18 protein-coding genes are annotated in these 17481 nt (G+C 69.1%); 11 read left to right on the top strand and 7 right to left on the bottom strand.

The features are described from left to right. Positions 1-20: 20 nt before the first annotated feature. The 3 genes from cobN to ACOZ4N_RS02625 are packed head-to-tail and all read left to right on the top strand — an operon-like array spanning position 21 to position 5429. The gene (gene cobN, locus ACOZ4N_RS02635) at positions 21-3920 is read left to right on the top strand and encodes a cobaltochelatase subunit CobN (protein WP_424018379.1); all 3900 of its coding nucleotides are present in this window, start codon (positions 21-23) and stop codon (positions 3918-3920) included. Then, positions 3910-4662 (top strand): precorrin-8X methylmutase, encoded by a 753-nt coding sequence (locus ACOZ4N_RS02630; RefSeq protein WP_424018378.1) that lies wholly within the window; start codon positions 3910-3912, stop codon positions 4660-4662. The genes cobN and ACOZ4N_RS02630 overlap by 11 nt, the downstream gene beginning before the upstream one ends. Continuing rightward, positions 4659-5429, top strand: a complete 771-nt coding sequence (locus ACOZ4N_RS02625) for a cobalt-precorrin-7 (C(5))-methyltransferase (protein WP_424018376.1) — start codon at positions 4659-4661, stop codon at positions 5427-5429. Before ACOZ4N_RS02630 ends, ACOZ4N_RS02625 begins: the two co-directional genes overlap by 4 nt. Positions 5430-5440: 11 nt before the next feature. Here the strand turns inward: ACOZ4N_RS02625 and ACOZ4N_RS02620 are convergent, their stop codons facing one another. From ACOZ4N_RS02620 to ACOZ4N_RS02610, 3 genes are all read right to left on the bottom strand, one after another. After that, positions 5441-6619, bottom strand: a complete 1179-nt coding sequence (locus ACOZ4N_RS02620; RefSeq protein WP_424018375.1) for an anion permease — start codon at positions 6617-6619, stop codon at positions 5441-5443. Continuing rightward, a complete protein-coding gene (locus ACOZ4N_RS02615) occupies positions 6619-7314 on the bottom strand; it encodes a hypothetical protein (protein ID WP_424018374.1) in 696 nt (231 codons plus the stop codon). The genes ACOZ4N_RS02620 and ACOZ4N_RS02615 overlap by 1 nt, the downstream gene beginning before the upstream one ends. A 197-nt stretch (positions 7315-7511) precedes the next feature. Next, on the bottom strand, positions 7512-8297 hold the full coding sequence (locus ACOZ4N_RS02610; protein WP_424018372.1) for a CbiX/SirB N-terminal domain-containing protein: 786 nt from the start codon (positions 8295-8297) through the stop codon (positions 7512-7514). 193 nt (positions 8298-8490) lie between these two features. Here ACOZ4N_RS02610 and ACOZ4N_RS02605 point away from each other — a divergent pair, with 193 nt between their 5' ends. The 6 genes from ACOZ4N_RS02605 to ACOZ4N_RS02580 all read left to right on the top strand — a co-directional run bounded on the left by ACOZ4N_RS02605 (position 8491) and on the right by ACOZ4N_RS02580 (position 13407). Further along, the gene (locus ACOZ4N_RS02605; protein ID WP_424018370.1) at positions 8491-9660 is read left to right on the top strand and encodes a multicopper oxidase domain-containing protein; all 1170 of its coding nucleotides are present in this window, start codon (positions 8491-8493) and stop codon (positions 9658-9660) included. A gap of 49 nt (positions 9661-9709) precedes the next feature. After that, positions 9710-10006, top strand: coding sequence for an Htur_1727 family rSAM-partnered candidate RiPP (locus ACOZ4N_RS02600; protein WP_424018369.1), 297 nt, complete (start codon positions 9710-9712; stop codon positions 10004-10006). A gap of 51 nt (positions 10007-10057) precedes the next feature. Beyond that, entirely contained in the window at positions 10058-10288 is a 231-nt protein-coding gene (locus tag ACOZ4N_RS02595) for a DUF2249 domain-containing protein (protein ID WP_424018368.1), read from the top strand. Between the two features lie 52 nt (positions 10289-10340). Beyond that, a complete protein-coding gene (locus ACOZ4N_RS02590; RefSeq protein WP_424018366.1) occupies positions 10341-11711 on the top strand; it encodes a hypothetical protein in 1371 nt (456 codons plus the stop codon). Positions 11712-11812: 101 nt separating this feature from the next. Continuing rightward, on the top strand, positions 11813-12763 hold the full coding sequence (locus ACOZ4N_RS02585) for a ring-cleaving dioxygenase (RefSeq protein WP_424018365.1): 951 nt from the start codon (positions 11813-11815) through the stop codon (positions 12761-12763). Beyond that, on the top strand, positions 12760-13407 hold the full coding sequence (locus ACOZ4N_RS02580) for an alpha/beta hydrolase (RefSeq protein ID WP_424018364.1): 648 nt from the start codon (positions 12760-12762) through the stop codon (positions 13405-13407). Before ACOZ4N_RS02585 ends, ACOZ4N_RS02580 begins: the two co-directional genes overlap by 4 nt. Here the strand turns inward: ACOZ4N_RS02580 and ACOZ4N_RS02575 are convergent. Together ACOZ4N_RS02575 and ACOZ4N_RS02570 are read right to left on the bottom strand one after the other, a co-directional pair. Further along, positions 13402-14244 (bottom strand): 3-keto-5-aminohexanoate cleavage protein, encoded by an 843-nt coding sequence (locus ACOZ4N_RS02575; protein WP_424018363.1) that lies wholly within the window; start codon positions 14242-14244, stop codon positions 13402-13404. The two genes, ACOZ4N_RS02580 and ACOZ4N_RS02575, sit on opposite strands and share 6 nt — an antisense overlap. After that, on the bottom strand, positions 14241-14420 hold the full coding sequence (locus tag ACOZ4N_RS02570) for a hypothetical protein (protein WP_424018362.1): 180 nt from the start codon (positions 14418-14420) through the stop codon (positions 14241-14243). Before ACOZ4N_RS02570 ends, ACOZ4N_RS02575 begins: the two co-directional genes overlap by 4 nt. A 98-nt stretch (positions 14421-14518) precedes the next feature. On the opposite strand from ACOZ4N_RS02570, the gene ACOZ4N_RS02565 reads away from it, so the two are divergent. Together ACOZ4N_RS02565 and ACOZ4N_RS02560 are read left to right on the top strand one after the other, a co-directional pair. After that, a complete protein-coding gene (locus ACOZ4N_RS02565) occupies positions 14519-15727 on the top strand; it encodes an iron-containing alcohol dehydrogenase family protein (protein WP_424018361.1) in 1209 nt (402 codons plus the stop codon). Next, complete coding sequence (locus ACOZ4N_RS02560) at positions 15727-15891, top strand: hypothetical protein (RefSeq protein WP_424018360.1); 165 nt, start codon at positions 15727-15729, stop codon at positions 15889-15891. The genes ACOZ4N_RS02565 and ACOZ4N_RS02560 overlap by 1 nt, the downstream gene beginning before the upstream one ends. A gap of 19 nt (positions 15892-15910) precedes the next feature. Here ACOZ4N_RS02560 and ACOZ4N_RS02555 read toward each other — a convergent pair whose 3' ends face one another. Both ACOZ4N_RS02555 and ACOZ4N_RS02550 read right to left on the bottom strand, forming a co-directional pair. Next, the gene (locus ACOZ4N_RS02555) at positions 15911-16660 is read right to left on the bottom strand and encodes a hypothetical protein (RefSeq protein WP_424018358.1); all 750 of its coding nucleotides are present in this window, start codon (positions 16658-16660) and stop codon (positions 15911-15913) included. A 3-nt stretch (positions 16661-16663) separates the two neighbouring features. Continuing rightward, a complete protein-coding gene (locus ACOZ4N_RS02550) occupies positions 16664-17353 on the bottom strand; it encodes an HdeD family acid-resistance protein (RefSeq protein ID WP_424018357.1) in 690 nt (229 codons plus the stop codon). Positions 17354-17481: the final 128 nt, after the last annotated feature.

Raw genomic sequence — 17481 nt, 5'->3', positions numbered from 1 at the left:
AACAGAGGTTTAACAACGTTATGCCGAAGATCGGGTTATACACTGCGACGGAGAACGAACTGGGCGCGGTCCAGCGCGCGGCCGCGGAGGTCGAGACCGACCTGGTCGTGCGCTCGGACGGGGACCTCGACGACGTGGCCGACGTGGACGCGTTCGTCGACGAATTGACCGACGCGACGGCGGTGGTGTTCTGGTTGCACGGCGGCCAGGACAGCATGCCGGGCTACGACCACGCCCGCGACCGACTGGCCGAGGCTGGCGTCCCGCTGATCGTCGAGTCGACCGGCGACGCCTTCGCCGCCGAGGACACGACGGTCGCCAGCGCCGAACGGGAGCGGGTCTGTGACTATCTCGAACGGGGCGGCACGGCCAACGTCGCCAACTGTCTGCGCTATCTCTCGGCTACCTACGCGACCGACGCCGACCCGGCCTACGACGACCCCGTGGACCTCCCGACCGAGGGCGTCTACCACCCCGATCACCCGGCGGCGAGCTACGACGAACTCGTCGAGACCTTCGACCCCGACGCGCCGACCGTCGCGATCTGGTTCTACGAGTCCCACTGGGCACACGAGAACACGCGCTACGTCGACGCGCAGGTCCGGGCCGTCGAGGCCCAGGGCGCGAACGCGCTCCCGATCTTCTGTGAACCCGCCACCGACGCCGACGGCCAGTGGGACGCCGAGCGCGTCACCGAGGAGTGGTTGCTGGACGCCCGCGGCGACCCCGTCGTCGACGCCGTCCTCTCCTCGTTCATGTTCTCGCTGTCGATGGACGAACGCGGCCGGAGCGCCAGCGACGAGGGCGACTCCGCCGAGGACGTGTTCCTCGACAGGTTGGGCGTCCCCGTGATCCAGACCGTGACGACGATGCGCTCGCGGTCGCGCTACGAGGCCAGCGACACCGGCGTCATGGGGTTCGAGCTGGCCCTCTCCGTCGCGCTCCCCGAGTTCGACGGCAACGTGATCACCCATCCCATCAGCGGCAAAGAGCGGACCGACGACACCGCGGACATCGGGAGCGCCCCGAAACAGCACTTCCCCATCGACGACCGCGTGGACCACGCCGCCCGCCTGGCGGTGAACTGGGCCGAACTCCGCCACACCCCGAACGAAGACAAGCAGGTCGCCGTCGTCCTCCACAACTACCCGCCCAGCGACGACGGCATCGGCACCGCCTTCGGCCTCGACAGCCCGGAGAGTACCGTCAATCTGCTCGACGAACTGTGCGCTCGTGAGTACGACCTCGGTGGTCACTCGCCCCCGGATGGACAGTCGCTTATCGACGATCTCACCGCGCAGCTGACCCTGGACGACCGCTGGGTCGCCCCCGAGGACGTGCGGGAGTTGTCCGTCGACACGGTCGCGCCCGACCGATACGAAGGGTGGTTCGCCGAGTTAGACGAGCGGTTCCGCGAGAACGTCGTCGACGAGTGGGGCGAGGCCCCCGACCGGGCGTTCGCCATCCCGGGCGTCGAATTCGGGAACGTCCTCGTCACCGTCCAGCCGCCGCGCGGGTTCGGCATGGACCCCTCGAAGGTGTACCACGACTCGGACCTCCAGCCGCCACACGACTACGTGGCCTTCTACGAGTGGCTCAAGCGGGACTTCGACGCCGACGCCGTCGTCCACCTGGGCACGCACGGCAGTCTGGAGTGGCTTCCCGGCAAGACCGTCGGGCTGGACGGCGAGAGCGCGCCCGACCAGTTGATCGACGCGATTCCGAACGTCTACCCGTACATCATCAACAACCCCGGCGAGGGCACGCAGGCCAAGCGCCGCTCGTACGCGGCCGTCGTGGACTACCTCACGCCCGTCATGTCCAACGCCGGCACCTACGACGACCTGGCCGACCTGGAGGAGCTGGCCGACCGCTATCGGGAGGCCGGGATGGAGGACGCCCGCACGGACGACGGTGAGGCGCTGGCCGACCGCATCCGCGAGACCGTCGACGACCTCGATCTGGCCGTCGAGCTGGGTATCGCCGGGGAGATCGACGAGCAGGCAGATGTCAGGGGGCCAGACGAAGCTGGCTCCACGCTGGCAGAGGGCGAGGTATCGGGCGAGGACCTCGACATCGACGAACTCGTGGAGCGCATCCACGAGTACCTGACAGACGTGAAGACGACCCAGATCCGGCTCGGGCTGCACACGATGGGCGAGCCGCCCGAGGGCGACCGACTGACGGAGTACCTGGTCGCGCTCACGCGGCTCGACAACCCCGGCGGACCGAGCCTCCGCGAGGCCGTCGCGGGCGTGCTCGGCGTCGACTACCAGCGGATGCTCGACGAGCCCGGGACTTACGACGAGGACCTCGGAATGACCTACGCACAGGCGGCCGACGAAGTGTACGAGACCAGTCTCGACCTCGTGGGGACGCTGGCCGCCCACGACTTCGACGTGCCCGAGAGTGAGGCCGGGGGCGACAGCGAGGTCAACATGAACCTGCTGGTCGTCGACATCGACCCGCTCGGGGACGCCCGCGTGAAGTCGGGCGCACACGAGGACCTGCGAGAGGCGCTGGCTTTCATCTGCGAGGAGGCCGCGCCACGCGTCGCGGGCGCGAGCGAGGAGATTCCCCGCACCGCGGACGCGCTGGCCGGCGAGTACGTCCCGCCGGGCGGTTCGGGCGCGCCAACCCGCGGCGGCGTCGATCTGCTCCCGACTGCGCGAAACTTCTACACGCTCGATCCCCGGAAGGTCCCGGCCAAGAGCGCGTGGGACGTGGGCCGCGAGGTGGCCGACGGCGTGGCCGAGCGTCACCGGGAAGACGAGGGCGAGTACCCCGAGGAGATCGGCGTGGTCGCCTGGGGTACCCCGACGGTCCGGACGCGCGGCGAGACCATCGCGCAGGTACTCGCGCTGATGGGCGTCGAACCACAGTGGACCGACGCCGGCCGCGTGGACGGCGTGGAACCGATCCCGCTGGCGGAACTCGACAGACCCAGAATCGACGTGACGACCCGCGTCTCCGGCCTGTTCCGGGACGCCTTCCCCGCGGCGGCCGGCGTGATCCACGACGCCGTCGACGCCGTGGTCGATCTGGACGAACCCCACGACCGAAACTACGTCAAGAAACACGTCGAGCAGGAGGCCGAGGAACTGGAAGCGGAGGGGCTCGACGCGAGCGAGGCCCGCGACGCGGCCAAACACCGCGTGTTCACCACCCGCCCGGGCGGCTACGGCGCGGGGACGAACAAGGCCGTCGACGAGGGCAACTGGGACGACCGCGGGGACCTCGCCGACGTGTACGTCCAGTGGGGCGGCTACGCGATGGGGTCCCGTGGGAAAGTCTCCGAGGCCCACGACGCCTTCGAGCGCCGCCTCGGCAACGTCGACGCCACCGTCAAGATCGAGGACACGGCCGAGCAGGACGAGTTCGACTCCTCGGACTGGTACGCCTTCCACGGCGGGTTCATCACCGCCGTCGCGGAGACGAGCGGCGAGGAACCCGCGTCATACGTCGGCGACTCGGCCGACCCCGACAACGTGGACGTGTACACCAACGAGGAGAAGGTCCGGAAGGCGATGCGGGCCCGCGTCCTGAATCCGGAGTGGATCGAGTCGATGGAGGACCACGGCTACAAGGGCGCTGGCGACCTCTCGTCCACCGTCGACGTGGTGCTGGGCTGGGACGCCACCACCGGCGTCGTCTCCGATCACCTCTGGGACGACGTGGCCGAGAAGTTCGCCTTCGACGAGGAACGCCAGGACTGGCTGAAAGAGGTCAATCCCTGGGCGCTCGACTCGATCACCGACACCCTGCTGGAGGCCATCGAGCGGGGTCTCTGGGACGCCGACGAGGCCACCGAAGATCAGTTGCGCGATTTGAACCTCGAAGTCGACGGCGATCTGGAGGAACGCGCCGCCGCCGACAGCGCCGGTCGCGATTCCGAGGAGGTGCCCAGCGATGACGACTGATGGCGCGACTCCGGAGGAGTCGCGAGATGGAAGCGGTGCAACCGCCGACGCTGATGGCTCGAATTTCGAGGAGTACGCCGACCTCGGCGCGACCACCGAGAACGCCATGGAGATCGCCGAGACCTCGATGGACCGCGTGCGCGAACTCGTGCCCGACGAGACGCTGGCGGACCGGATTCGCCAGAAGTCGGTCCACGCGACCGGGGACCCCGAGTTCCAGCACCTGGTCCGGTTCACGGGCGAGACCGACGACGAACCCGTCGTCGCCGGCGCGCGGGCGGTCGAGGGCGAACGCCCAATCGTCACCGACATCACGATGGTCAAATCGGGGATCACCGGCCGCGGGCACGACTGCCCGGTCCGGAAGGCCATCGGCAACGGCGCGGACCTCGCGGCCGAGACCGGCATGACCCGCACCGCCGCCTCGGTCCTCGAACTCGACCGCGAGGGCGTCTACGACGACGCGATTGCCGTCGTGGGCAACGCCCCGACGGCGGCGCTCGCGCTGGCCGACTGCATCGAGGACGGGACGAGGCCCGCCGTCGTCGTCGCCACACCGGTCGGATTCGTCAAGGCCGCCGAGAGTCGGAAACGCCTGCGCGAGGTGGCCGCCGAACACGGCGTGCCCGCGATCACGAACGTCGGCCGCCGGGGCGGGAGCGGGCTCGCCGCCGGGCTCACGAACGAACTCGTTCACGTCGCCAGCGACGTACGGGACGGCGAGGTGGAACTCCCGGAATGACCGACGACTACGATCTCGATTCGGGCCCCGACCCGGCCGCGTTCGCCGCGCGCCGACCGGAAGCGGTCGATCCCGACGACCCGATCCACGCCGTCGGCATCGGTCCGGGGAACCCCGAGTTCCTGACGCCGCGGGGGCGGCGTGCCATCGCCGAGGCCGACGTGGTCGTCGGCTTCGAGACGGTGGTCGAGTTCGTCGCGGACCTGACCGACGCGGCCCTGCTAACCTGTGGCTACCGGGACGAGGGCGAGACCCTCGCCCGGTTCGCCGACCGCGTCGCGAGTGGCGAGCGCGGCACGGCGGTCCTGATGGGCGACCCGAACCACTCGGGGTACCAGTTCCTCGGGAAAGTAGAGCGTGCCGCCGAGGAAGCCGGGGCCGGGCCTGTCCGAGTCGTCCCGGGGATCTCGGCGCTCCAGATGGCGGCTTCGCGTGCCCGGACGCCGATGGAGGACACGACGTTCGTGACCCTGCACAAGAGCGGGGACCTGTCGGCCGATCTCGAACGGCTCCGGCGTGACGTGGGCGAGCGGCACCTGCTCGTCCTGCCCCGGCCCTACGACCTGATGCCCGGGGACGTGGCCGCCGAGTTGGTGGACGCCGGCGGGGCCGACGCGCTCCCGGCACTGGTCTGTGAACGGCTCACTCACGAGACCGAGTCCGTCACGGAGACGACGCTCGGGGAACTGGCCGAACACGCCGGTGGCGACGGTTCCGACGAGACACCTTTCTCCGATCTGTCGGTGCTGGTCGTGCGGCGAGCGTAGGCCGGGGCCGCTCAGAGACCGAAGATTGGGACGAAGCGGAAGGTCAGGTACGCCCCGAGCGTCGCGATGGCGGGCACGACGTTCTGCATCAGGACCACGCGCGCCGTCGTCGCGGGGTCGAACAGATCGCCCGCACTCGGAACGTGCTTCGGGTCCTCCTCGCCGATGGGTGGTAACTCCTCGCCCGGTTCGTCGTCGGCCAGCGCGTCGATGGAGACTGGCGGCGCTTTCTCTTTCCGTACCGCCTCCGGAACGGTCACTGGTCGAGTCGCTCGTCCCCATCCGAGCCCGATGATCGACACCGTTGCGATGATGACGAAACTGGCGGGAATGCCGAGGATCGAGAGGAACACGACGAGCGTGGAACTGACCGACGCGACGACGATGGCGGCGGTCAGCGGGAGTTCGGTGATGTCACTCCCCATCGTCTCCAGTGTCCGCCGGGCGATCGTGAACGCGCCGACGGCCACGGCGACCCCACCGAGGATGATCGCGGGGTCCATCGCCAGTTCGCCGCTCCCGACCAGCGGTGCGACGGCGTTGGCGATGTTCGAGGTTCCGGAGCTGAAGGCCATCAAACAGCCGATCGCGACGACGGTGACCGTCCCGATCAGCTCCCGGCGGTTGGTCGTCCGGTGGAGTCGAGGGATCGGAAGGACCCCCGAGCGATCGATATCGAGGAGTGGCCCGTCGCTGCGCTCCATCGCGACCATGCGATTGAGCCGCGCGTAGAAGTAGCGACCGATGATCAGCGACACCCAGAAGCCGATGATCGGGGAGACGATCCACCAGATGACGATCTCACCCATGACGGCGAGATCGAGTACGTCGCCGGCCAGTGCCAGGCCGGCTATCGCGCCCACTGCGGTCATCGACGTCGACGCCGGCACGCCGAAGACGTTCCCGACGAGCAGGGCGATCCCGATGAAAAAGAGGACCGCGATGGACGTTTCGAGCGTGAACACACCGGTGTTGGTCACCAGTTCCGTCCCGAGTTTCGTCACGACGTTCCGACCGATGGTCCAGGCACCGAGGAAGAAAAACACCCCCATCAGCGCCGCCGCTCCCGTCTTCGAGATCGCGTCCGCACCGACTGCGGGGCCAAAGGCCGGCCCCGTCGTGGAGCCGCCGATGTTGTACGCGACGAACATCGCCACGAGGACGCCCACGACGAGCAGTAGCTCGACCATCAGTTCCACCTGTCTTCGCGGTCCGACGTCTCGTCCTCGTCTTCGTCCTCGTCCGCCGATTCGCCGTCGTCCAGTTGTTCTTCGAGCGTCTCCTCGACGGTCTCCGTCACCTTCTCCTCGACGGTCTCGCCGACGGTTTCTTCGACCGCTTCACCGACCTTCTCCTCGACGGTCTCGCCGACCGTCTCCTCGACAGTCTCGCCGACCGCCTCCTCGACAGTCTCGCCGACCGTCTCCTCGACCGTTTCCCCGACCTTCTCTTCGACCGCCTCGCCGACTTTCTCCTCGACGGTTTCGTCGACCGTCTTCTCGACCGACTCACCGACCGTCTCCTCGACGGTCTCGCCGACGGTTTCTTCGACCGTCTCACCCACTTTCCGTTCGACCGTTTCGCCGACAGTCTCCTCGACGGTCTCGCCGACGGTTTCGTCGACTGTCTTCTCGACGGTCTCGCCGACTTTCTCCTCGACCGTCTCGTCGACGGTCTCCTGGACGGTCTCTTTGACCGCCGTGGTCATCCAGTCCGGGTCGAACCGGGCCATCTTCCAGACGACGTGGATGAGATAGGAGAGCAGGACGCCGAAGCCAAAGGCCAGGCCGATGGCGTTGTCGGCGACCACGATCAGCGCCACCGAGAGCGCGATCAGTAGACCGTAGGTGAGGTCGACTATCGAGTCGACACGGCTCGGGTTCACAGTTCACCCGACGCGGGCGCGGACAGTTCGAGGACGAGAGCGCGTTGCTGGGTGCCGGTTCGCGAGAAATACACGTACATCGTATCGGAGGAGGTCACGATTCAAGAGTGTTAGCAAAGTCGCTCGGGAGTCGACGGCAGGTGAGAACGGGTGACACTCGACGGACCGACGGGCGTCAAGATCGAGGGCTCGTCGAGCTAGGGTCGGCCTTCGCCGTCGGTAGCGACAGAGCGCGCACCCTGAACGAGCGCGTCCTCGAAGGAGGCCGGCTGAGTGCGGTCGGCGGTCGCCAGTGCGCGCTGGCGGGTGATCTCGCCCTCGATGGCGTCGGTCACGAGCGAGTGGTCGCCCAGCGGGTCGGCGTAGGCCATCCCGCCGCGGTCGAGTTCGAGCTTGGCGGGGATGCGGCGGTCGGTCGTGGCGTTCGCAGTCAGAAAGAGCGGGACGGCGACGGATCGCTCGGTCTCGACGGCGTAGCGGACACACTCGACGGCGGGGTTCTGGAGGAGATAGGTGGGTTCGACGGCGGCGTAGTCGGTGCGCTCGGCGATGCGTGTCGCGTGGTACTCGACCATCTGTCGGTGGTACGGCTGGGAACTGCTGCCCTGGCCGACGAGGACGAGCGTCCCGTCGCGGTCGGCCTCGACCAGCGCGGTCGCACGCTCGATCACCAGCCGGGTGATCGCCGGGCTCCGTCCGATGGGTTCACAGTACCGGACGGTCCCGTCGAACGCGGGGAAGGTCCGCGGCAGTACGTCCGTCGTCTCGCGGCTGTGGGCCAGCGCGGCCGGGACGACGTACACCACGCCCTCGGGCAGGGAACGGAACCGCTCCCGGAGTTCACGGCCGGGTTCCTCGGAATACGTCACGGCGTGGGCTGCGTCGACCGCACCGCGGCGCGCGATGCGGTCCGCGTGGGTCGCCAGCGTCTCCCTGACGTGTGTCCCCTCCTGCCCGACGAGTACGAGTGTGTCCTGGGTCATGGATGGATTACAAGTTCGCTTTGACTACAGCAAGCGAGCTTGCCCAAGCTGATGCGAGAGAGCAGGAAATAAGTTTTGGTCAGGGGGCCGAGACTCACCAGGACGTCCTTTGGCCGAACATGTTCGAGTGAATTCCCGAGCCGTTGGAATTCCCATGCCCCGTATATATCAAAGCCCCCAAGATGAAGGTGTCATGAGCGACCAGATGAGTGCGCCCGGAACGCGGTTCTCGCGTCGTGATTTCGTGAAGGCAACTGGCGGTGCGGCGACCGTCGCGCTGGCCGGGTGCCAGGGCGCCCCGCGCGCCGAGAACACTGCCGGGACGCCGGAGACGACCCCGGCGTCACAGTCGAACCAATCGTCCCTGCCGGCGGCGGCCCCGCCGGAGATGATCGATCTCGCCGAGCAGGACAACAAGGTCACCCTGAAGACCCAGCCGGCGCGGCTCCCCGTCCACCCCGAAGATTCACTCGGTGGACCCATCGAACTCCCGCGGGTGTGGGCGTTCCAGGCCGACGACGGCCAGCCCAGTGTCCCCGGCCCCGTCCTGCGGGCCCAGGAAGGTGACGTGATCGAGGTGACGCTCGACAACACCGACGGCAAGCGGCCACACACCGTCCACTTCCACGGCGTCCAGAAGGCCTGGAAGGACGACGGCGTCCCGACGACCTCGGGCATCAAGGTTCCGGCCGGCGAAACCCACACCTACGAGATCCCCGCGAACACGCCCGGGACCCACGGCTACCACTGCCACTATCAGACCCACGAGCACATCGAGATGGGGATGTACGGCATCTTCCGGGTCGATCCGAAGGGCTACGAGGAGGCCGACCGCGAGTACTTCCTGACCGTCAAGGACTGGGACTCCCGGCTCTCCCGGATGTACGCCGGCGAGGACGTGACCTACAGCGCCCACCGGCGCAAGGCCGACGTGTTCACGATCAACGGACGGAGCCTGCCCCGGACGCTCCACCCCGAGGACGGCTCGCCGCTGATCGTCAGCCAGGGCGACACGGTCCGGGTCCACCTCGTCAACGTCGGCGGGTACATGGCCCACCCGATGCACACCCACAACCACCGGTTCGATCTGGTCGAGAAGGACGGCACCCAGCTCCCCGAACCCCTCCAGTACGAGCGCGACATCACGAACATCGCGCCCGCAGAGCGCCGGACCATCGAGTTCGAGGCCAGCGCCGAACCCGGCATCTACCTGATGCACTGCCACAAGGTCAACCACGCCACCAACGGCCTCGACGCCGCCGCGTCCTACCCCGGCGGCATGGTCACCGGCATCGTCTACGAGGAGGCGATGGACACCGACATCTTCGCCGACCTGATGGACTACGCCGGCTACGAGATGTGACGAACCGGTTCGGCACAACTGACACCCAGCCCTCGGACTGAGGCGATACATGGTCGAAAAACCCGAACGCGCCCGCGTCGGCGACGCGCCGCGGGACGCCACCGAACGCGAGTGGGAGGTGTTCGTCCGCGAGGAGACGGACGGCCGCATGCGGTACGTCGGGAGCGTCACGGCCCCCGACGCCGACGTGGCCTACGAGCAGGCGACGAAGCTGTTCGCCTGGTTCGCCGAGGACGTGTGGCTCTGCCCGGCCGATGCGGTCAGGCGGTACTCCACCCACGACCTCGACGAGGACGCCGATCCCGTCCCGCTCGACACGGGCGATGAACCCCGAACCGTCGAGTGAGCCGAACCGGTTCGGGACAAGACCGACCGCGATTTACACGAACCTCGAACTATGAGCCAGGATGCACCCACCCACAGACGGCTCGACGTGCGCGACATCGACGGCGAACCGTTCGACGAGATCATGGCGGCGCTGGAGGACCTCCCCGAGGACGGCCGGCTCCGCCTGATCAACAGCTTCGAGCCGGAACCGCTGTACGGCGTGCTCACGGAACGCGGGTTCACCCACGAGACCGAACAGGTCGGCCCCGAGGAGTTCCACGTCGATATCGAGCACGCCTGAGCCGAACACGTTCGGCCACACTCGTTCGGCCGGTCGCCACGTACCTTCGACCATGAGCGTCGTTCCTGGCGACATCGACACCGGACAGGGGCCGCCGATGACCGTCCCGCTCCGGCACTTCGTCGTCGCGGTCGGCTTCCTCGTCGGCGCGACCGCCCTCGCGGCCGCCGACGCCGCTCGTACACTCCCCGGACTGGCGGGTCTCGCCCACGTCCACCTCCTGCTGGCCGGCTGGGTCTGTATCACCATCATGGGCGCGATGACCCAGTTCGTGCCCGTCTGGTCGGGCGTCGCGCTTCACTCCCGACGACTGGCGAGCGCCCAGCTCTGGCTGGTCGCCACCGGACTCCTCGGGATGGCGGGCTGTTTCCTGCTGGCCGCCCTGCCCTGGGTCCACGTCTTCGGGACGCTCGCGCTCGCGGGGTTCTGGACGTTCGCCTACAACATCGGGCGAACCCTGGCCCGCGTCGACGGCCTCGACGTGACTGAAGCGCACTTCGCGTTCGCACTCGCCTGTTTCCTGGCCGTGACGACGCTGGGCTTCCTGCTCGCGCTCTCCTACGCGACGCCCGTCTTCGCCGCACTGCCGGTCGCGCGGACCGGCGCGGTGAGCGCACACGCCACGCTCGCCGTGTTCGGCGCGATCCTGACCACCGTCTTCGGCGCGCTCTACCAGCTCGCGACGATGTTCACCCAGACGGAACTCCACGGCGTCGATCACCACCTCCGCCGGGTCGAGTCCTACGGGTACCCCGCCGGCGTCCTCGCGCTCGCGACCGGCCGGCTGGTGGGGTCCGCGCCGCTCGCACGGGTCGGCGGCGCGCTCGTGTGCCTCGCCGTCGCCGGCTTCTCGGTCCTGCTGGCTCGCAGACTGATCGAGACCCGCGTCGACCGGACGCCGATGCTCTCGCGGTACGCCGTCGTCGCCGTCGCGATGGCCGGCTGGAGCCTGCTCTCGGCCCCGGCGTGGCTCACCGATCCCCTCGCGCTCGCGCACCGATTCGGCGGGCCCGATACTGTCCACCTGCTCGCGCTGGGCGTCGTCGGGTTCGTCGTGCTCGGCACGCTCTACCACATCGTTCCCTTCATCGTCTGGGTCCACCGGTACAGCGACCTGCTCGGGTTCGAGGACGTACCGATGATCGACGACCTCTACACAGACCGACTGGCAGCGGTAGATTTCGGCCTGTTTTCCGCCGGTACAGCCGGACTCGTCGCCGCGGACCTGCTGGCTCTGCCCGCCGTGGCCGTCCCGCTCTCGGGAGCGCTCGTGGCCGCCGGGACCGTCGTGTTCGCCGTGAACCTGCTCTCGGTCCTGCGGAACCACAGCCCGCGGACGCTCGGCGGCGTCCTGTTCGGCCGGGCGAGCGGCGAGGAGGACGCCGGCGCGGACGACGGCGCGAGGGAGGAACGCCCGGCCTGACGGAGCCGTCCGGTGACACTGGCGTCACCTGATAACACCCCGGCCAGAGAGCGCCTATATGCCTCGGTCGCGTAGGTGGTCACATCCCAGGAGTCCACCAGATGAGCATTCAGACACCCGGCATCCACCACGTGACGGCCATCGCGAGCGATCCGCAGGCCAACGTCGACTTCTACACCGACGTGCTCGGCCTGCGGCTCGTCAAGCGCACCGTCAATTTCGACGACCCGCACACGTACCACCTCTACTACGGCGACGAGGTCGGCACGCCCGGCACGATCCTCACGTTCTTCCCGTTCGAGGGCGGCCAGCCCGGCTCCGTCGGCCGCGGCCAGGCCAGCGCGACCGCGTTCGTGATCCCCGAGGGATCGGTCGCGTTCTGGGTCGACCGCCTGGAATCGGAGGGGCTGGCGGTCGAGGACCCCGTCGAACGGTTCGCCGAAACCGTCGTCGCCTTCGAGGACCGGGACGGCCAGCCGCTGGAACTCGTCACCGGCGAGAGCGATATCGAACCCTGGACCGACGGGCCGATTCCCGCCGAACACGCAATCCGCGGGTTCCACGGCGTGACGCTCGACTCCCTCGATCCCGAGGCCACGGGAGATCTGCTCGAGGCGATGGGCTTCCAGCGCGTCGCCCAAGCGGGCGAGCGAGCGCGCTACGAAGCCGACGGCGAGCGCGCGACCGCGGTCGACGTTCTCGACCGCCCCGATGGCGACCGCGGTCGGCAGGGCACCGGTACCGTCCACCACGTCGCCGTCCGCGCCCCGGACGCAGAGACACAGCTGGACTGGCGCGAGGAACTGATCGAGCAGGGCCAGCGCGTCACCGAGCAGAAGGACCGCCAGTACTTCCAGTCGATCTACTTCCGGGAGTCCGGCGGCGTCCTCTTCGAGATCGCGACCGACCCGCCGGGCTTCACCCGCGACGAGTCGGTGGCCGAACTCGGGAGCGACCTGAAGCTCCCGCCGTGGCTCGAATCGGACCGCGAGACCATCGAGTCCCAGCTCGCGGAGATCGACGAACCCACCCCCGCGGAGGCCGAGCGATGACCGGGCCACACCAGGACCAGCCGCTGGTCACCGCCGGGACCGACCTCGACGACGCCGCGGTGGCCGTCGTGCTGACCCACGGCCGCGGCGCGAGCGCCGAGAGCATCGTCCAGCAACTCGGCCGGGAGATCCACCGCGACGGCGTCGCCCTGCTGGCCCCACAGGCCGCCCGAAGCACCTGGTATCCCAACTCATTCCTCGCGCCCGTCGAGCGCAACGAGCCCGGCCGTTCCTCCGGCCTGCAGGCCGTCGAGAACGCCGTCGAGACGGCCGTCGACGCCGGCGTCCCTCACGAGCGCGTCCTGCTCGTCGGGTTCTCGCAAGGCGGCTGTCTCTCCAGCGAGTTCGTCGCGCGCACCCCCCGCCGCTACGGCGGGCTGGCGGTCCTCTCGGGCGGATTGATCGGCGAGACGGTCGATCCCGACGACTACCTCGCGGTCGAGGGCGACCTCGACGGGACCCCGGTCTTCCTGGGCTGTAGCGACGTGGACCCGCACATCCCGGAGGAGCGCGTCCACGCGACCGCCGAGATCCTGGACGACCTCGGCGGCGACGTGACGACCCGCATCTACGAGGGGATGGGCCACGGGGTCAACGCCGACGAACTCGATCATCTGGACGGGCTGGTCGCCGACCTCCTATAGCCCGAGAATCTCGCGGGCCTGCTCGGTCGTCGCCACGGGTCGGCCCAGCGTCTCCGCGATACCGGCCACGCGCTCGACCAGTTGCGCGTTGCTCTCGGCCAGTTCGCCACGCTCGTAGTAGACGTTGTCTTCGAGGCCGACGCGGACGTGGCCGCCGAAGAGGATGCCCATGGTTGCGAACGCGAGCTGGTGGGGGCCAAAGCCGAGCGTGTTGAACAGCGTGCCCGCGGGCAGGTCGTCGATGGAATTCAGGAAGTTCCGCGGGCGCGGTCGGGTGAGCGTCCCCGAGCCGAAGATCAGCGTCGCGTACAGCGGCTCGGCGAGGTCGCGCCGCTCCAGCAACTGGTGGGTCTCGTTGATGTGCCCGTCGTTGAACAGCTCTAGCTCGGGTTTGATGCCCCGATCCTGCATTTCCTCGTGGAGCGCGTCGACGGTGGCGCGCGTGTTCTCGCTCGTGAGCCGGTCGTAGCGGTTCAGCGGCCCCATGTCGAGACTGGCCATCTCCGGCGGCGGGTCGGTCCGGAGCGGTTGGGCGCGGGTCTCGACCGGCGCGCCGGTCCCGCCGGTCGAGTGCTGGACGATCACGTCGTCGGTCCGGGCCCGCACCGCGTCGGTGACCGCCTGGAACCGCTCGGTCGAGAACGCGCGCTCGCCGTTATCCTGTCGAGCGTGGAGGTGGACGACGCTCGCGCCGGCGGCTTCGGCCGCGGCGGCGGCCGCGCCGATCTCGGCTGGCGTCTCCGGGATCGCCGGAGTGGCCTCCTTGCCGTGGACGCCGCCGGTCAGCGCCGCGGTGACGATCACCGGCTCCCCGGCGAGGTAGGTCTCGTAACTCATTCGTCTGCCTCCAGGTAGATCTCGCAGTCGGTGGCGTGGTCGAGGTCGTGCCGGTCGTTGCAGATGTCCGCACGCATCGGCTGGACGAAGGTTTCGGCGGCCGTGCAGTAGGCACGGTCAGTGTCGAAACTGTGCTCGGCGTCCTCGCGGCGGTACGCCAGGTAGGGGCAGACCATGGGAGCCACAGGCACGGCGCGGGTAAAACCGTTCGGCGCGGGACCGGTGTCGATACTGGGGCGGCACGCCTAATGCCCCGGCTCTCCCAACGGCGAGTATGGACGACTACGGCGACGGATTCCGATTCGCCTACGACCACGGCCCGATCCAGTACGGCCGCGGGTGTGTCGACGCGCTGGCCGACGAACTCGCGGGGATCGGTGCCGAACGGGCGATGATAGTCTGTGGCAAAACCGTCGGGTCGACCCCCGACGTGATCGACCCCGTCGAGGACGGCCTCGGCGAGTACCACGCCGGCACGTTCGCCGGGACGACACCGGACAAGCGCCTGGGGTCGGCCGTGGCCGGACTGGAGGCCATGGAGGATCTGGACGCCGACGCGCTGGTGAGTCTCGGCGGCGGGAGCAGTCTCGACGTGGCCAAGGCCATCGCAGTACTCGCCGGCCGAGAGGAGTCGCCGGCGGAACTCGCGGCCGAACTCGAGTCGACGGGCACTATCGCGACGCCCGAGGACGTGCCGCCCATCGTCGCGGTCCCGACGACGCTGGCCGGGGCCGACCTCTCGATAGCCGCGGGGATCACCGCCACCCCGGCCTCCGGGCTGGTCGAGGAACCCGTCGGCGGCGGGCTGTTCGGACAACAGCTGATGCCCGCCGCCCTGCTGTACGACCCCGACCTGTTCGCGACGACGCCGACGGATATCCTCGCGGGCTCGGCGATGAACGGCTTCGACAAGGCCATCGAGGCCCTCTACGCCAGCACGCGGACCGCCCTGACGGACGCGACGGCCAAGCGGGCGCTGGAACTGCTCTCGGCGGGCCTCCCCGACCTGCGCGAGGACACGGACGAGGCCCTGGAACAGGTGGTCCCCGGGATCGTCCTCGCACAGTACGGGGCCTCTCGCCCCGACGGGATGACACTCTCGCTGTTGCACGCGTTCGGCCACGGGCTGACCGCCGGCTACCCGGTCCAGCAGGGGGTCGCCCACGCCGTGATCGCACCCCACGCGCTCGACTACCTCTTCGAGCAGGTCGACGGCCGCCGTCGCCTGCTGGCCGACGGCCTGGGCGTCGACACCGGGGGCGCGAGCGACGAGGAACTGGCCGACGCCGTGGTCTCACGGGTCACCGAGCTCCGCGACGCGCTCGATCTACCGTCCAGCCTCCGCGAGGTCGACGGGATCGAGCAGTCGGACCTCCACGACATCGCGGCGTACACGCTGGACGATAGCCTGATGGGCTACGCGCCGGCCGAGCTAGATCCGACGGTCGAGGACCTCGAACGTGTCCTCCGGGAGGCGTGGTGATGGGGGCGGCGGACGAATCCCCGCGCTGTCGGCTCTGCGGGTCGGACCTGACGACCGGACTCGTCGCGACCGGCCGCCGCGTCGGCTGTTGTAACGCCACACCCATCGTCGGGACCTGCCCGGAACACGGCCCGCTCGGCCCGCATCACGTCGTCGACGGGTGAGTGTCTGCGTTCCACATCGTCACACCAGCAGAACCAGCCCGGCGTAGACCGCGGCCCCGCCGAGGAAGGCGAGAAAGCGGCTCTGCCCGGCCTCGGGGAGTTCCTCTTTCAGGACGTTCAGGACGACACTGCCGGCGACGAACGCGAACAGCAGTGCGAGCGAGAAGGGGCCGATCTCGGTGAGCGCGCCGACCAGTCCGCCCAGAAGCGTGCCCGCGACGAGCAGGTAGCGGCCGCGGTGGTCGAAGGCATCGCCGTGGTGGCGGTGGAATCCCTCGTCCGTGACGACGAAGTGCAGTCCCATCGCGACCGTGTAGAAGACGTAGTTGACCGGTCCGGGCCGCTCCTGGTGAAAGAGGAGGTAGCCGATCACCCCGCTGTAGACGGCGAAGACGGCGAGGTGTGTCCAGTAGAGGGTCGTCGAGGATTCGGTATCCCCGCCACACCGGTGGGCGACGGTGACCTCGACGCCGTAGAAGGCGACGAAGCCCGCCAGTGCGACGAGGTAGGCGAGCTGTTCGGCCGGGAACGCCTCGCCGAGGCGCTCGCCGACGACGAGTGCGACTTCGCCGACCTCGGGGAGGACGAGGACGAAGACGTACGCGACGGCGGCCCCACCGCCGGCCGAGAGCCACTGGCGGACCCGGGCGGAGGCCGCGACCTCACCGCGACCGCCGAGAGTGTGAGCGAGCGCGAGTGCGAGCACGAGCGGCGCGGCCAGTCGCGGGTCGGGACCGCCCGACAGCGACGCGAGTGTGAGCGGCGGCACCGATCAGGACGATCCGGTGCCCGACTCGCCGACGCGCCGGGTCGTGCCGACCTCCCTGGCCGACGGGGCGGCCGCGCCGACGAGGACCAGCGCGAGGCCGGAGGTGAGCAGGTTCACCCCGAACAGTAGCCCGACGGCCCAGTCCGCACTGGCTGGGAACCCGAGCAGGATCAGCGAGGACAGCAACACCGAGACGATGCCGGAGGCCAAAAGCCACCCCCAGTTCTCGTTGGCCCGCAAGCGCAGGCCCATCACCAGCTGGACGACGCCCTCGGCCAGGAAGTAGACGGCGAGGACGAGCGTCAGCGCCACCAGTCCCAGCGCCGGGTTGGCCAGCATCGTGATGCCCGCGAACCCGTAGAGGAGGCCCAGGACCACGGCGAAGATCGAGCCACGCCACCCCCGTGCCGAGAAGGCCGCGGCGGTGTGGACGAGCGCGCCGACGACGAGGAAGCCGCCGAGGAGGATCGAGATCGCGATGCCCGTGACGTACGGGACGAGGATCGCCGCCAGCCCCAGCAGGACGAGCAACACGCCACCGAGCATGACGGACGTCCGGTTCCGGGCGAGCGACCGCTCCGAGCGGCTGTAGGTCGGGCCGGGGGACCGTTCCCGAGGCGCGGCGTTCCGTGTCTCGGCCGCCTCGGCGGTGCTATCGCGGTCGTCGGTGTCGTGTTGGTCGTCGGAACTCATGGGTTGGTGGGTTCGCGCTCGAAGGGCGTCGACGGTCGGCGGAATCGCGTCGAAGTTCGACAGCCGGGGAAAAAGCGGTATTTCCGGAACGGGTGTCCGAGCGGGGCCCGGTTGTTTCGGCGTAGTTG

This window comes from Halorientalis pallida (assembly GCF_049605515.1).
Classification (GTDB): domain Archaea; phylum Halobacteriota; class Halobacteria; order Halobacteriales; family Haloarculaceae; genus Halorientalis; species Halorientalis pallida_A.
Note: the sequence above shows the minus strand (reverse complement) of the source record. Positions and strands in the feature narration are given on the sequence as shown.

What these genes read in the sequence shown, in the direction of transcription:
- ACOZ4N_RS02590 (WP_424018366.1), top strand. Translation starts at nt 10,341, where the DNA reads ATGAGCGTCGTTCCTGGCGACATCGACACCGGACAGGGGCCGCCGATG.
- ACOZ4N_RS02630 (WP_424018378.1), top strand. Translation starts at nt 3,910, where the DNA reads ATGACGACTGATGGCGCGACTCCGGAGGAGTCGCGAGATGGAAGCGGT.
- ACOZ4N_RS02595 (WP_424018368.1), top strand. Translation starts at nt 10,058, where the DNA reads ATGAGCCAGGATGCACCCACCCACAGACGGCTCGACGTGCGCGACATC.
- ACOZ4N_RS02600 (WP_424018369.1), top strand. Translation starts at nt 9,710, where the DNA reads ATGGTCGAAAAACCCGAACGCGCCCGCGTCGGCGACGCGCCGCGGGAC.
- ACOZ4N_RS02605 (WP_424018370.1), top strand. Translation starts at nt 8,491, where the DNA reads ATGAGCGACCAGATGAGTGCGCCCGGAACGCGGTTCTCGCGTCGTGAT.
- ACOZ4N_RS02580 (WP_424018364.1), top strand. Translation starts at nt 12,760, where the DNA reads ATGACCGGGCCACACCAGGACCAGCCGCTGGTCACCGCCGGGACCGAC.
- ACOZ4N_RS02570 (WP_424018362.1), bottom strand. Translation starts at nt 14,420, where the DNA reads ATGGTCTGCCCCTACCTGGCGTACCGCCGCGAGGACGCCGAGCACAGT.
- ACOZ4N_RS02620 (WP_424018375.1), bottom strand. Translation starts at nt 6,619, where the DNA reads ATGGTCGAGCTACTGCTCGTCGTGGGCGTCCTCGTGGCGATGTTCGTC.
- ACOZ4N_RS02575 (WP_424018363.1), bottom strand. Translation starts at nt 14,244, where the DNA reads ATGAGTTACGAGACCTACCTCGCCGGGGAGCCGGTGATCGTCACCGCG.
- ACOZ4N_RS02565 (WP_424018361.1), top strand. Translation starts at nt 14,519, where the DNA reads ATGGACGACTACGGCGACGGATTCCGATTCGCCTACGACCACGGCCCG.
- ACOZ4N_RS02625 (WP_424018376.1), top strand. Translation starts at nt 4,659, where the DNA reads ATGACCGACGACTACGATCTCGATTCGGGCCCCGACCCGGCCGCGTTC.
- ACOZ4N_RS02550 (WP_424018357.1), bottom strand. Translation starts at nt 17,353, where the DNA reads ATGAGTTCCGACGACCAACACGACACCGACGACCGCGATAGCACCGCC.
- ACOZ4N_RS02585 (WP_424018365.1), top strand. Translation starts at nt 11,813, where the DNA reads ATGAGCATTCAGACACCCGGCATCCACCACGTGACGGCCATCGCGAGC.
- ACOZ4N_RS02610 (WP_424018372.1), bottom strand. Translation starts at nt 8,297, where the DNA reads ATGACCCAGGACACACTCGTACTCGTCGGGCAGGAGGGGACACACGTC.
- cobN (WP_424018379.1), top strand. Translation starts at nt 21, where the DNA reads ATGCCGAAGATCGGGTTATACACTGCGACGGAGAACGAACTGGGCGCG.
- ACOZ4N_RS02560 (WP_424018360.1), top strand. Translation starts at nt 15,727, where the DNA reads ATGGGGGCGGCGGACGAATCCCCGCGCTGTCGGCTCTGCGGGTCGGAC.